The 13,220-nt window shown below is 71.4% G+C and carries 12 protein-coding genes; 6 read left to right on the top strand and 6 right to left on the bottom strand.

Annotated elements, in window-relative coordinates:
* Nucleotides 1-690 carry an SOS response-associated peptidase gene (locus tag AAF430_16090; GenBank protein ID MEM7411752.1) on the bottom strand — a complete coding sequence of 230 codons (690 nt, stop codon included), beginning with the start codon at nucleotides 688-690 and terminating at the stop codon, nucleotides 1-3.
* A gap of 72 nt (nucleotides 691-762) precedes the next feature.
* Here AAF430_16090 and AAF430_16085 point away from each other — a divergent pair, with 72 nt between their 5' ends.
* From AAF430_16085 to AAF430_16060, 6 genes are all read left to right on the top strand, one after another.
* A complete protein-coding gene (locus tag AAF430_16085) occupies nucleotides 763-1,797 on the top strand; it encodes a DUF368 domain-containing protein (protein ID MEM7411751.1) in 1,035 nt (344 codons plus the stop codon).
* A gap of 277 nt (nucleotides 1,798-2,074) precedes the next feature.
* Complete coding sequence (locus tag AAF430_16080; GenBank protein MEM7411750.1) at nucleotides 2,075-3,553, top strand: hypothetical protein; 1,479 nt, start codon at nucleotides 2,075-2,077, stop codon at nucleotides 3,551-3,553.
* Nucleotides 3,553-4,044: a CAP domain-containing protein gene (locus AAF430_16075; GenBank protein ID MEM7411749.1), complete on the top strand. Its 492-nt coding sequence runs from the start codon at nucleotides 3,553-3,555 to the stop codon at nucleotides 4,042-4,044. Before AAF430_16080 ends, AAF430_16075 begins: the two co-directional genes overlap by 1 nt.
* 55 nt (nucleotides 4,045-4,099) lie before the next feature.
* Entirely contained in the window at nucleotides 4,100-4,978 is an 879-nt protein-coding gene (locus AAF430_16070) for a 5'-3' exonuclease H3TH domain-containing protein (protein ID MEM7411748.1), read from the top strand.
* 58 nt (nucleotides 4,979-5,036) lie between these two features.
* Nucleotides 5,037-6,002, top strand: coding sequence for an alpha/beta hydrolase (locus tag AAF430_16065; GenBank protein MEM7411747.1), 966 nt, complete (start codon nucleotides 5,037-5,039; stop codon nucleotides 6,000-6,002).
* A 55-nt stretch (nucleotides 6,003-6,057) separates the two neighbouring features.
* Nucleotides 6,058-8,259 (top strand): O-antigen ligase family protein, encoded by a 2,202-nt coding sequence (locus tag AAF430_16060; GenBank protein ID MEM7411746.1) that lies wholly within the window; start codon nucleotides 6,058-6,060, stop codon nucleotides 8,257-8,259.
* On the opposite strand, the gene AAF430_16055 is transcribed toward AAF430_16060, so the two are convergent.
* The 5 genes from AAF430_16055 to AAF430_16035 form a co-directional block, all read right to left on the bottom strand.
* On the bottom strand, nucleotides 8,256-9,134 hold the full coding sequence (locus AAF430_16055; protein MEM7411745.1) for a hypothetical protein: 879 nt from the start codon (nucleotides 9,132-9,134) through the stop codon (nucleotides 8,256-8,258). The two genes, AAF430_16060 and AAF430_16055, sit on opposite strands and share 4 nt — an antisense overlap.
* Nucleotides 9,135-9,196: 62 nt before the next feature.
* The gene (locus AAF430_16050) at nucleotides 9,197-9,982 is read right to left on the bottom strand and encodes a pseudouridine synthase (GenBank protein ID MEM7411744.1); all 786 of its coding nucleotides are present in this window, start codon (nucleotides 9,980-9,982) and stop codon (nucleotides 9,197-9,199) included.
* A gap of 29 nt (nucleotides 9,983-10,011) precedes the next feature.
* Complete coding sequence (gene scpB / locus AAF430_16045) at nucleotides 10,012-10,866, bottom strand: SMC-Scp complex subunit ScpB (GenBank protein ID MEM7411743.1); 855 nt, start codon at nucleotides 10,864-10,866, stop codon at nucleotides 10,012-10,014.
* Nucleotides 10,867-10,879: 13 nt separating this feature from the next.
* Nucleotides 10,880-11,782: a segregation/condensation protein A gene (locus tag AAF430_16040; GenBank protein ID MEM7411742.1), complete on the bottom strand. Its 903-nt coding sequence runs from the start codon at nucleotides 11,780-11,782 to the stop codon at nucleotides 10,880-10,882.
* 86 nt (nucleotides 11,783-11,868) lie between these two features.
* Nucleotides 11,869-13,220, bottom strand: a 1,352-nt coding sequence (locus AAF430_16035; GenBank protein MEM7411741.1) for a hypothetical protein, incomplete at its 5' end; no start/stop codon positions are given.

Here is a 13,220-nt window from a genome sequence, read left to right as displayed (position 1 = left end):
TCAAAACAGCGAGACTTGTCGGGGCGGCGGAGCCACGCGTTCGAGACAAGACGGATCGTCGTTCGCGACCGATCCGACCCGCGGGTGGACGGGTTCGGTGGTGAGGCGGGTGGCGAGGCTCGCATCGAAGAGGGCCGCCAGGCTCGGTGTCGCCTCGTCGCCCTCGAGCCAGGGCGCGACGGAACCCGGGGCCAGCACGAGCGGCATGCGCGGGTGATGCTCCGCCGCCGCACCGACGGAGGGCACCGTCAACAGGACACCGCTCTCGCGCTCCTCCCCGTCGACCCCTTCCCAGTGCTCCCAGAGCGCAGCCACCACGAGCAGCGACTCACCGGGAACCGCGTGCCAGTAGGGTTGGCGCCCGCCACCGATCTTCTCCCACTCGTACCAGCCATCGATCGGAACCAGACAGCGGCGCGCGGCGTAGGCGTCGCGGAACGACGGCTTCTCGGCCACGGTCTCGAAACGCGCGTTGATCGGGCGCGGGGTGGCGTTCGCATCGCGGGCCCAGGCCGGTACCCATCCCCAGCGCAGGGACACGGCTTCGGGCCGTGCGTCGCCCTGACGAATCGCGCACAGCGTCTGCTCGGGCGCGACGTTGTAGCGAGGCGCCCAGACGGGCAATACGGACAGACCGAAGCGCTCGGCCAGGGCCTCGGGCGTCGACGTCAGCGCAAAGCGGCCACACATGGGTTGCCCTCCCGGCGACCACGGCACCGCAGGCGTACTGCTAGAGTATCGCGCCGCCCGAAGGAGCGTCTCTTGTCTCTGGATGCAGCGCCCGAAGCCGACCGCGCGGAAGCCCCGCTTGCCACCGCCGCTGCGCGCGGCGTGATCGGCGGCACCCTGATGGGCCTCGCCAATCTCGTGCCCGGGATCAGCGGCGGCACGATGCTGCTCGCCGCGGGTGTCTACCCCGGTTTCATCCAGGCCATCGCAGAAGTCACCACCCTGCATTTCCGGCCGCGGTCGCTGGTGCTGTTGGGCGCGATCGTGGTTTCGGCGGCGCTCGGCATCCTGCTGCTCGCCGGAACGATCCGCGATCTCGTCGTGCACCACCGCTGGATCATGTACAGCCTGTTCATCGGCCTGACCCTCGGCGGCGTGCCGTTGCTCTGGCGTCTGGCCCGCCCGGCGACACCGCCGGTCTACGTCGCGGCGGCCGTGTCGTTCGCGCTGATGTGCGTGATGGCCTTCGGAGGCGAAGCGTCGGGCGGTGGCAGCCAGAGCACGCTGCTCGTGTTCTTGTCCGGGCTCGCGGCCGCATCGGCGATGATCCTGCCGGGCGTCTCCGGCGGCTACCTGCTGCTTCTGCTCGGCCAGTACGAGAGCATCCTCGGCACCATCGATCAGCTGAAACGCGGAGTCCTCGGCGACAGCGCCACCGGGGCCGGCGCCGATTTCGGTCTGGTCCTCGAGGCCATGGGCGTGGTCGTTCCGCTGGGCCTGGGGGTCGTCCTCGGCGTGGTCGGCGTGAGCAACCTGCTGAAGTGGCTGCTGGCACGCTTCGAGAAGGCGACCCTCGGCGCACTGCTCGGCTTGCTGCTGGGCGCGATCGTCGGCCTGTGGCCCTTCCAAGCTTCGACACCGCCGGGTGTCGGTGACGTGATCGACGGACGCCTGATCACCGAGGCCAACGTCGCCGATCTCGACCCCGAAGACTGGCCCGTGGCCCGCTTCACGCCCACCGCGAGCCACCTCGGCGGAAGCGCCGCCCTGATCGGGCTCGGCCTGGCTGCCACCTGGGCGATCGGTCGGATCGGCAGCGACGACGACGCCCCGGAACCGGCGTCCTAGCCTGCTGTTCCGCCCCACCGCCCTTGCCCAGAAGCAACTCTCCAGAGGCCCGCTCCCTGGAGCCGGGCCGTCGCGCGGAACGCTGGTTCCGCGAGGTGGAAGACCCGGTGCGTCGGTTGCCGATCAGTTGCGGCCCGGGTGACCGGCAGCCGGAGCGCAAGCGACGGGCGAGGTCCGCCGCCGCGCAGCGGGAATCCGCCCTCCGCGCTTTTTGCCAAGGGTTCGCACGGTTCTTGCACTGCTGTACGGCGGGAGTTCGTCTCCTGGAGGAACCCGTATGCGGCGCGTATCTCGGACTTGGATCGTGGGAACGGCGGTGGTCTTCGCGAGCACCCAGCTCGGCTGCTGGGCGGCGCTGAACCGCGAAGGCGACGTCGATCGCACGCCGGTCGTGAACACCGGTGCCGGAGCCAGCATCATCTATCCCGGCCAGTCGGCCCCGCCCCATCCCGGGAACTACCACCCGCGCGAAGCGGGCTACGGCCAGCCCCAGGCTGGCGCGAACCCCCACAACCCCCACCTCCCGGCCACGCCGCCCTCGGCGGCCGGCGCGCACGTGCCCCAGGGCGCGGTGGCGCCCGGCGTCGCCGTCCCGCCGCCCGAGTACGCGACGGCGCCCGGCCAGACCCGCCGCAGCGGTAGCGGTGCGGCGCCGGGCGGTGGCATCACCATGATCGGCGGCGCCGAGACCGAAGAGACGCGCCACGTGCAGGTCAACGAAGAGCCGCTCTGGCTCAAGTACGTCGGGCTGCCCTTCGCCGTGATGGCCGCTCCTTTCAAGTATGGGTACGAGAAGGTCCGCGGCGAACCCGAACCTGGCCCCGCCCTGCCCCGCAACGGCGACCAGCCGCGACCGACCCACGGCCCGCCGGCGGTCGACTACGAAACCGCCCAGCTCCAGGAGATGGAGCGTCAGCTCGCCGAACGCGGGGCACCCGCGCCCGGCGCAGCCCCCAGCCAGTCGCTTCCGCCGCGCGCAGTGGCTCCTGCGACGGGAGGCGGTTCGATCGCCGACGAGCTCGCGCGCCTGCGGAACCGAGGAGCGGTCCAAGCACCTCCGCGAGGAGCGGTCCAGGCACCCGCGCCCCAGATCACGAGCCGCGCACCGATCCCCGCCACCACGCCGCGCGCGGCCGGTCCCCCGACTCCGCGGGTCTCTGCCGAGCCCCAGACCGTCAGTGGACACGTCGACCGTGACGGCGACGGTCGGACCGACCACTGGATCGAGCGGGAGAACGGCGCCATCGTGCGCGAGCGCTTCGACGACAACTTCGACGCGCGCCCGGACAAGACCGTCGTGTACGACCCGAGCTCGCACGAGGTGATCCGGATCGAAGAGGACACCGACCACGACGGTCGCCTAGACGCCTGGACGGCCTTCCGCAACGGCCAGGTGGTCGGCCGTCGCGTGGACGAGAGCGGTGACGGTCACGTCGACAGCTGGAGCAGCTACCAACGCGGTACCATCACCCGGCTGGAACGGGACAAGGACGGCGACGGTTTCCGCGACCACATCGCGTTCTACGAGGGCGGCAAGCTGGCCCGCGAAGAACGCGACGACGATGGGGACGGCCGCACCGATCTCGTCACCCACTACGACGCCGACGAGCAGGTCACCCGCGTCGAGGAAGACGCGAACGGCGATGGCCGCATGGATGTCGTGTCCCACTACGAAGGCGGCCGCCTGACGCGCCGCCAGGTGCTCGACGCGACGGTGCTCGACCTCGAATCGCCGCGCCGCCAGAGGACCAACTGATGCCGCGCACGCCCGCCCAGGGCCTCGGCTTCCTGATCGGCATGTGGATCGCGCTGTGGCTTTCCCCCTTCGGCGCCAGCGCCGACGGATTCACCCAGCTCGAAGCCGGACTCCACGACGGCGTGAACCAGGTGCGCCAGGGACGCCACCTGATTCCCCTGGAACGCCGGGCCGACCTCGACGCCGTGGCAAGAGCCCACAGCCGCGACATGGCGAAGCGGGGCTTCTTCGCCCACGAGAACCCGGAAGGCGAGAACCCCCTCCACCGTATCGAACGCGGCGCCGCGCGCGGTTTCGCCCTGGCTGCCGAGAACATCGGCGTCACCGATCGCGGTGAACCGAACCGGGAGATCCTCCACGCCTGGATCGCCTCCGAGATCCACCGCAACAACCTCTACAGCCCGGCCTTCAACGCCACCGGAATCGGGATCGCCCGCGCCCCCAACGGCTCTCTCATCTACACCCAGGTGTACGTGACCTACCCGCGCTGACGCCGACGGACCCGCTTGACGCGGGACGCCCGCTTCGGCGAGGCTCCCCGACGTCATGCACGTCCACGCCGTCGACGGCACCTACGAGCTCTTCCGCCACTACTTCGCCCTCCCCTCCCGTACCAATCGCGACGGCCAGGAGATCGGTGCGGCCCGCGGCGTGCTGGGTTCGATGCTCGGGCTCCTCGAGGAGGGTGCGACCCACGTGGGCATCGCCACCGACCACGTCGTGGAGTCGTTTCGCAACGACCTCTACGACGGCTACAAGACGGGCGAAGGCCTCGAAGAAGAGCTCCACAGCCAGTTCTCGCTGCTCGAGGACGCCCTGCGCGCGGCGGGTTTCCAGGTCTGGCCCCTCGTCGAGTACGAGGCCGACGACGGGCTCGCGGCCGCAGCGGCCGTGGCCGACGCCGACGCGCGGGTAGAGCGGGTCTGGATCTGCACCCCGGACAAGGACCTCGGCCAGAGCGTGCGCGGGACGCGCGTGGTGCAGTTCGACCGGCGCAAGCAGGAGGAGCGCGACGCCGACGGCGTGCGCGCGAAGTTCGGGGTCGATCCGGCGTCGATTCCCGACTACCTCGCCCTGGTCGGAGATACCGCCGACGGCTTCCCGGGCCTGCCGGGCTGGGGGGCGAAGTCGGCGGCGACCGTTCTCGCCCACTTCCAGCACCTCGAGAAGATTCCCGCCGACCCGGCGGATTGGCCCTTCAAGGTGCGCGGCGCGGCGAAGCTCGCCGCGACCCTGGCCGAGCAGCGCGACGACGCCCTGCTCTTCCGCAAGCTCGCCACCCTCGTCACCGACGGCCCCGCCGTCGGCAGCGTCGACGACTGGGAGTGGCGCGGGCCCACCGACAGTTTCGAAGAGATCGCCGAGTATCTGGAAGCCGAGGCTTGGATCGCCCGAGCCCAGCGTCTCCAGCAACGCCGCGCCTGAACCACGCTCGCAGTCCGAGCACGACCCCGTCGCTACAGGACCCAACCGGGAGACCCCGATGAGCCACCCGTTCGACCCGAAGCACTTCGACACGTCGCGCACCAGCGAGGCGCTGCTCGGGATCGTCGACTTCATGGAGAAGAACATCGAGATCGCCGGCGCCCAGGAGCCGACCGTGGAAGCGGCGCAGAAGGCACGCGAGGACTTCAGCGACAACCCGATGATGTCGGCGGCCCAGACCTCGGACCGCGTCGAAGAACGCACCCTCCCCGGCCCGGCCGGGCCCCTGCCCGTCCGCATCTTTCGCCCGGCGGGCGAAGTGCGGGGCGCCATGCTCCACATCCACGGCGGGGGCTGGGTGATCGGCGAGGCCGCGATGATGGACGTTGCCAACGAGCGACGCGCGGACGAGCTCGGCCTGGCCATCGTGAGTGTCGACTACCGCCTCGCCCCCGAACACCCGTACCCGGCGGCCCCCGACGACTGCGAAGCCGCGGCGCTCTGGCTTGCGGAGAACGCGAAGGCCGAGTTCGGCGCCGACCCGGCAAAGATCCTGGTGGGCGGCGAGTCTGCCGGCGGACACCTCTCGGCCGTCACCGCCTTGCGCATGCCGCGCAAGCACGGCTTCCATTTCTGCGGAGCCAACCTGGTGTACGGGCTCTACGACCTCTCTGGGGTGCCGAGCCATGCGGCCTTCGACGACCGCAAGGTGCTGCTCAACTCAACCAACATCGATTGGTTCACGCGCTGCTTCGTGCCCGACCCGGCGCTCCTGCGCGACCCCGACGTGTCCCCGCTCTACGCCGATCTCTCCGAGGCGCCGCCGGTGCTCTTCACCGTGGGCACCCTCGACCCGTTGCTCGACCACACCCTGTTCCTGTACCCGCGCTGGGTCGCGGCCGGACGTCCGGCCGAACTCCAGGTCTTCCCCGGTGCCCCCCACGGCTTCGACGGTTTCCCCGTCCCCGAGGGCCTCGAAGCCACCCAGGTGATCGATGCGTTCCTCGCGCGCTGCGTCGCGTGAGACCGACCCAGGGGACCACGCGCGAAACCGTGCCGAGCACGCGGGACCTGCGGGATTGACGACCGACGCTGTCGAAGCGCGGCTGCCGCGTGCTGCGCTGGCCGTCGCCGCAGGGCTCGGCCTCGTGCCCTGGCTGTACTCGGCGCAGGTCCTCTACCCGTACGTCACGCCGAAGGTGCACTTCCTACGAGCGCTCGCCGCGGTGCTCGTCGCCCTGTGGGCGGCCCAGGCGTGGCGCAACGGCACGAGGATCCGCTTCACCGGGCTCGATGCCGCCGTGCTGGCCTTCGTCACCTCGGCCCTGGTCTCGACGGCCACCGGTGTCGACGCCTGGCGCTCGTTCTGGGATACCCCGACGCGCATGCTCGGGAGCTTCACGCTGCTCCATCTCGGCGCCCTCTACTTCGCCCTCGCGCATCTCGTGCGCACACCCGAACGCTGGCAACGCGTGGGCGGGGCGTGGGGCGTGCTGGGTGCCGGCGTCGCGGCGTGGGCCGTCGTCCAACGCCTATTGCTGGCGCCGGGCACCGAAGACCCCGGCAGCCACGTCGAAGCCACCCTCGGCAACGCGCTCTACGTCTCGGGCCTCGGACTCTTCGTCGTCTTCCTCGGCGGCTGTGCCTGGCTCCTGTCGAAGACGCGCGCGGGCCGTGGCGCCGGGGCCGCCTGTCTGGCCCTGGGAGTCGCCGCGATCCTGGTGACCGAGCGCCGCAGCGGGCTCGGCGGATTGGCGGTGTTTCTCGCGACCAGCGGTCTGTGCGCCGCGACGTTGGCGCTCGCCGCACGGCCGCGGGGCGCCTGGATCGCCGGCGCCCTCGGCGTCGGCGTACTGGCGGTCGGCGCAGCCCTGTCTGCGCTGCTCTGGTCGGGCGTCGCCGCCCCGTGGCTCGAGGACCTGCCCTTCGTCGGGCGCCTCGCCCTGCTGACCGACCTGGACGACTTCCCGACCACCTCCCGGTTTCGCGTCTGGCGGATTGCGCTGGAGACCTGGCGCGAGGCGCCCTGGTTCGGCTGGGGAACGGCGAACTTCTACTACGCCTTCAACAGCGCCTTCGACCCCGCGATCACCTCGTCCTCCTACGCCGAGACCTGGTTCGATCAGGCCCACAACACGCTCCTCAACACGCTGACCACCCAAGGCGTGTTCGGCGCCCTCGCCTACCTCGGGCTGTTCGCGACGGCCGCTTGGACGACGATCGCGCACCTGCGCGCCGGCTCGCGTCCGCGGGGAGTCGCGGTGCTGGCCCTCGGCTATCTCGCCGCCCACTTCGCCTACACCCAGGGCGTCTTCGAGAACCCGAGCAGCTACCTGGCCCTCTTCGGGCTGCTCGCGTATCTGCGCCCGATGCCGCCGGACCCCGCGCCCACAGCATCGCGCCCGATTCCCGGGGCGGGGTTCGCCGGGTTGGCGGCGATCACGACGCTCTGGGTCGTCGCGACCGGCGTCCTGCCCTGGCTCGCGAGTGCGCGCACCATCGATGCGTTGCACCTGCTCGAGGCGCCGGACACTACCCGCGCCGACGCGCCCGGCCTCGCGCGCTTCGAGCGCGGGCTCGCCCTTCCCTCTCCCCACCATCCGGCGGCGCGCACCGAGTTCGCCGCGGCGGTGCTGCGCAACACGGGCCGCTACGCGACGAACTGGCAGCGCGTCGAGGCAAACGAGAAGCGCGCCGAGCGCCTGCGCCGGGCAGCGAGCGCGGCGGACGACGCGCAGGCCGAGGAACTGCAGCAACGCGCGGCGCAGCTCGAAGCGCGCCTCGCCCAGGGACGTCCCCAGGCCGAGAACCTCCGCCAGCAGGCCCGCCGCCTCCTCGACGCGAGCTTCGGCCACATGATCGACAACCAGCAGCGCCATCCCCTCGACATCCGCCCCGCACTCGTGAAATCGAAGCTGGCGCAGAAGCGCTTCGAACTCTTCGGTGAGACGCTCTGGCTCGAGGCCGCCGACCGGGAGCTCGTAGCTGCCCTCGAGCGCTCGCCGAACCGTCAGGAGCTGCTCTTCGACCTCGCCACCTTGCGCACCTACCGCAAGCGCCCGGCGGAAGCGATCGCACTGCTCGAACGTGCGATCGCGCTCGCGCCCGACTTCTCGGAGGGGCACTGGCGCCTGGCCTTCACCTACGACTTCCTGGGCCAGACCGCCCGAGCGCGCGACATCCTCGCGAGGGCCGAGGCCCGCGGCGTCGCCTTCGAGGGGCGCGGTGCCGAAGTGGCCGCGCGCATCCGCGGCGAAGAAAACGCGCCCGGCGCGCCCTAGGGGCGCAGGGTCGCCGTCACCCGACGATCGTTCCAGTAGATGTCGAAGGGCTGAGCCGGGTCGAGGTGTGCCGGCAGGACCGCGTAGCCGAGCACCCGGGCCCCACCCGAGAGGGGCCCGAAGCGGCCGTCGAGCAGTCCGAGCTGGGCGGGGTTCGCGGGATCCGGGTGGAAGGCCACGTGCCCCTGCACGAAGGTGAGGTTGCCGTGGAAGCTCGCCGGCGTGTCGGCGACCGCGCGGAAGAGCACCACGGGGCCGGTCACGCCCGGCAAGGCGGCGCGCAGGCGCTGTTCGAAGGCGGGCGAATGCGCCAGCGCCACCGAAGCCACCGCGGCGCCGCGGTCGTCGTAGCGCGCGACCGTCGCCGGAGCGACGTCCTGCATCAGCTGCACGATCGCGTCGAGATCGCGAACCTCGTCGGGATGCAAGCCGAGGTCGACGCCCCGCGCCTGGGGAGGCGCGGGCGGGACCGCCGCGACCTGCGGTACCGGCGCGGGCGCGACGGCCGGCGGTCGGACTCCCGGCGCCGGCGCATTCGTCGGGGCGGGCGGCGGTGCACTCGGAGCGCGGCCGGCCCCGATCAAGTTGTACGGGTTGTTCGGGTCCGCTTCGCGCTGGAAGCGCTCCCAACCGTAGGGGCGCGGGAGCCGCTCGGGCTGCAGCGGCGGTACGTCACTCGGCTCGACGCGCTTCGCCTGGGAGCACGGGATGGCGTCGGCACTCTGCACGATGAAGATCGACCCGTCAGGGCAGACGCCCGTGATCGCAGCACCCGCCGGCGCCGCGCAGAGCGCCGCCGCGAGCCCCACACACCAACCGCGTCCCTGCCGCAGGGCCGCCGACAACGTGCGCGCATCACCGGTTCGAAACCGCATCGAGACCACCTCTCGCGAAGCAGTCTAACAGTAAAAATCCAATGAAATCAAATAGATAGATGCTATTTGCGAGGCTTTCTCGATGCCCCGGGTTTCCCCTTCCCACGCGCCTTCTTCGAGCCCGATTTGCGCGTGCGCGGAGACGCAAGTCCCGTCGCGCGCAACAACCGGCGGCGGTCGTGGGTGGCCAGCACCCGGGCTTCCCCGGCGGCGAGCCGCCCCAGAACCAGCGGTCCCATCCGGATGCGGCACAGCCCGAGCACCGGATGACCGAGCGCTTCGAGCGCCCGGCGGATCTGGCGCTTGCGCCCCTCGATGACCGTCAGATGGAAGGTCGTGAAGCGCTCTTCGACCTCGACGCGTTCGACGCCCGCCGGTGCCGTCGGTCCGTCGTCGAGCACGATGCCCTCGGCCAGGCGCCGCAGTGCCCCTTCGCGCATCGCCCCTCGCGCGCGCACCACGTACTCGCGCTCGATCTCGTGGGAGGGATGGAGTAAAGCGTGGGTGAGCGGACCGTCGTTGGTGAGCAACACCAGGCCCTCGGTGTCGCGGTCGAGGCGACCGACCGGATACAGGCGTCCAGCGGCTTCGGGGAGCAGCGACAGAATCGTCGGGCGACCCTCGGGATCGCGCACCGTGGTCACGACGCCGCGCGGCTTGTGGACGATCCAGTACGCGAGGGGCTCTGGCGTGAGACGCTCGCCGTCCACGCAGACCACGTCGCGGGCGGGATCCGCCCGCTCGCCGAGCGTCCCGACCCGTCCGTTCACCGTGACGCGTCCCGCGCGAATCCACTCCTCGGCCGCGCGACGCGACGCCACCCCGGCCGCGGCGAGGATCCGCTGCAAGCGCGCCTCACCGAGCGGGCGCGACTCGCTCAGTGGGAAGTCGCCGGCCCCGCCGTGTCTTCGGGATCCGACGCCTCGTTCTCGGCCGACTCCGCAGCCGCGTCGGCCGGCGCTTCCGCCTCGGCCTCCGCGTCGGCGGCAGCTGCTTCGGTCTCTTCGTCGGGAGCAAGCTCGACGGTGATCTCGCCCTCGGCGCCCTCGGCCGCGTCCTCTTCCTCGGCGTCCGCCAGCGACTCGATCGCCTTCAAGGTCGGGAGGTCGCCGAGCTTCGCGAGACCGAACACCTCGAGGAAGCGCCGCGAGGTGGCGTACACGATCGGCCGCCCCGGGACCTCGCGGTGCCCGGCGATCCGGACCAGCTGGCGGTCGAGCAGACTGCGCAGCACGGCCCCGACGTCGACACCACGGATGTGCTCGATCTCGGCGCGCGTCACCGGCTGGCGGTACGCGACCACCGCGAGCGTCTCGAGCGCCGGCGCCGACAGGCGCAGCGGGCGCGTCTTCTGGATCTGCTTCAGATAGGGAGCGAACTCGGGGAGCGAGCGCAGCTGGTAGCCCCCCGCGACCTCCCAGATCTCGAACGCCCGACGCTGCTCGACGTACTCGGCGTTCAGCTCCTTCACGAGTGCGCGCACCTGGGACGGATTGCAGCGAGGCAGGACCCCGGCCACCCGCGCCGGCGCGATCGGCTCGGGCGAAGCCAGGATGATCGCCTCGACCACGCGCCGCTGCTGCTCGCGGTCGACGCTCGACTTCCCGCTCTTCCCGCCCTGCTTCTCGGCGGACGCCTCCACCGTTTCGGGCTGTTCGGCGTTCTCCGACTGCTCGGCGGCGTGGTTCGTCGCGTCCTGCGCCTCGGCGGCTACCGCCTTCTTTTTGGCCATGCCCTCTCCTCGTCTACATGAGGTCCGAGACGCGCTCGACCCACTCGCGATCGTCCGGATGCTGCTTGCGTTTCACGTGGATGGTGCCGCGCGGGACCCCGCGCTCGTCGATGCCCTGATAGAGACCGATCGCCTCGAGCCGGGTGAGCTCCAGAATCGCGAGGAACGTCGTGACGATGATCGGCCGTCCCGCCAGGACGCCGTTCTCGATGACCAGCTCCTCGAACTCACAGGCGTCGCGGTGTCGCAGCGAGTCCATCACCGCGAGCATCCGCTCGTGCACGGTGACGGTCTCGGCCTCGACTTCGTGGGCCGCCCCGGTATGGGAGGCCTTGTCGAGGACCCGCTTCATCGCCTCCATGAGCTGGAAGATCCCGACTTCGATCTCGCGCTCGGCCTCGGGCTCCGGCTCGGGCCCCGGCGCCTGGGCGGGGAAGACGTCGCGTCCGAGGAGCTGTCGCTCGCCCATTTCGCCGGCGACTTCCTTGAAGCGCTGGTACTCGAGCAGGCGCGCGACCAGCTCGGCGCGCGGGTCGACGCTCTCGTCCTGGATCGCGGCGGGATCCGGCGGCAGCAGCATGCGCGACTTGATCCAAGCGAGGGTGGCCGCCATCAGCAGGTACTCGCCAGCGATGTCGAGCTGCAGCTCGCGCATCAGCTCCACGTACGCGAGATACTGCTCGGCCACCGTCGCGATCGGAATGTCGGTGATGTCCACCTCATTGGTGCGAATGAGATGGAGCAGGAGGTCGAGGGGCCCCTCGAAGACCGGCAGCTTGACGGCGTAGGTGGGCTCGTCGGCCCCCCACGTCGCCGCGGCAGCTGCGGATGCAGAAGTGCTCTCGCTCGTCGCGGCGGCGCCAGGATGGACTGCCGGCGCGTCGCGTGTCCCGTCGGGAGGGCCCGCGGCCGTCATGCGTGCTCCGAAAGCAGGCGAGAAAACGAGCAGAGGAGGAGGGGCGCCGCGAGTATGGGAGATCGGCCTCGGCGGAGCAAGCGCGGTTAACGCTTTGCCCGCGTGCGTTTGGCGACCTCCTGGGCCAGGGCGAGCGCCTCTTCGCGGGTACGCACGGCGCCGTCCAGCCAGGCCACGCGAATCCGCTCCAGCGCCCGGCCGATCGCCGGGCCCGAGAGCCCCGCCGCGAGCAGGTCGGCCCCCGTGACTGGCAAACGACGCGACCGGTCTTCGGCGGCGAAGCGCGCGATCCGTCGACGCAGAGCGGATTCGGCGGCTACGTAGACCGCGTAGAGCTCCTCTTCGCCCAGCCCGGTGAGCACCGCGTCCACCGCGCCGCGGCCGCGTGCCTTCGCGAGGCCACGCAGGGAGCGCTCGACCTGGCGCGGAATCTCGCCCACCCGCTTCGCCGGCGCGCCGCGCAACCCGAACCGCCGCAGGGCGCGTCGTCGCAGTGCGGCCGGCAGCGGCCCGAGCCAGACGCCGAAGCCCGTCATCCACGGCCGCCATCGCGGCGCCTTCCAGGGCGGCTCGGCAATCGCTCGCCCGAGCCGCCGCAGCGGCAGTCGCGCAGCGCCTTCGAGCCGCAGCCCGGGCTCGAGGGCTCCGAGCACATGCCAGTCATCGAGGGCGTGAAGGGCGCGGGTCGGATCGAGCCCGCGCGATGCATCTTCGAACACGCGAACGCATTCGCGGCGCAAGCGGTCTCCGCTCACCCGGGCGAAGGCGCCGTCGCGCAAGGCATCGCGCAGCGCGCGACGCGAACCGCGCGCCAGGCTGAAGCCCAGGCGCGGTGCCAGGCGGGCGGCGCGCAGCGCGCGGGTCGGGTCGTCGTGAAAGCTGCGATCGTGCAGCACCCGGAGCCGGCGCTCCTCCAGGTCGGCGAGCCCTCCGAGTCGATCGACCACGGCCGGGTGGGCCGCGCGCGCCTTCTTCGACAAGGGCATCGCCAAGGCATTCACCGAGAAATCCCGCCGCGCGAGGTCCTCATCGAGGGTGCCGGCCTCGACCGTCGGCAGCGCGCCCGGGTGCGCGTAGCGTTCGCTGCGCACCGTCGCGAGGTCCACGTGCGCGTCGTCCTGACGCACGGTGGCCGTTCCGAAGCGCGGGTGGACGGTGCTCTTCAAGCCCTCCCCCGCCACACGCTCCGCCAACGCAGCCGCCCGGCCCGGGGCCTCGTCGTCGACCAGGAGATCGACGTCGACGATCTCGCGTCCGAGCAGCAGGTCGCGCACGGGTCCGCCGACCAGAAGCACCGAAACCCCTTCCGCATCGGCCGCTGCCAGCACGGCGCGCGTCAGCGCGGCCGCCGGCGCGCTCATGGCGGCCAACGGGTCGGGACGTTTCGACCGGCTCATCGCGAGCGCCCCGATCCCCGGGGATGCTTCGCCTCGACCGT

It is taken from the genome of Myxococcota bacterium (genome assembly GCA_039030075.1).
Lineage (GTDB): Bacteria > Myxococcota_A > UBA9160 > UBA9160 > SMWR01 > JAHEJV01.
The sequence above is the reverse complement of the archived record's forward strand: the minus strand, read 5'-3'. Positions and strand labels throughout refer to the sequence as shown.

Excerpts from the sequence above, each read along its gene's own strand:
- AAF430_16090 (MEM7411752.1), bottom strand. The coding sequence starts at position 690 with ATGTGTGGCCGCTTTGCGCTGACGTCGACGCCCGAGGCCCTGGCCGAG.
- AAF430_16065 (MEM7411747.1), top strand. The coding sequence starts at position 5,037 with ATGAGCCACCCGTTCGACCCGAAGCACTTCGACACGTCGCGCACCAGC.
- AAF430_16040 (MEM7411742.1), bottom strand. The coding sequence starts at position 11,782 with ATGACGGCCGCGGGCCCTCCCGACGGGACACGCGACGCGCCGGCAGTC.
- scpB (MEM7411743.1), bottom strand. The coding sequence starts at position 10,866 with ATGGCCAAAAAGAAGGCGGTAGCCGCCGAGGCGCAGGACGCGACGAAC.
- AAF430_16070 (MEM7411748.1), top strand. The coding sequence starts at position 4,100 with ATGCACGTCCACGCCGTCGACGGCACCTACGAGCTCTTCCGCCACTAC.
- AAF430_16055 (MEM7411745.1), bottom strand. The coding sequence starts at position 9,134 with ATGCGGTTTCGAACCGGTGATGCGCGCACGTTGTCGGCGGCCCTGCGG.
- AAF430_16080 (MEM7411750.1), top strand. The coding sequence starts at position 2,075 with ATGCGGCGCGTATCTCGGACTTGGATCGTGGGAACGGCGGTGGTCTTC.
- AAF430_16075 (MEM7411749.1), top strand. The coding sequence starts at position 3,553 with ATGCCGCGCACGCCCGCCCAGGGCCTCGGCTTCCTGATCGGCATGTGG.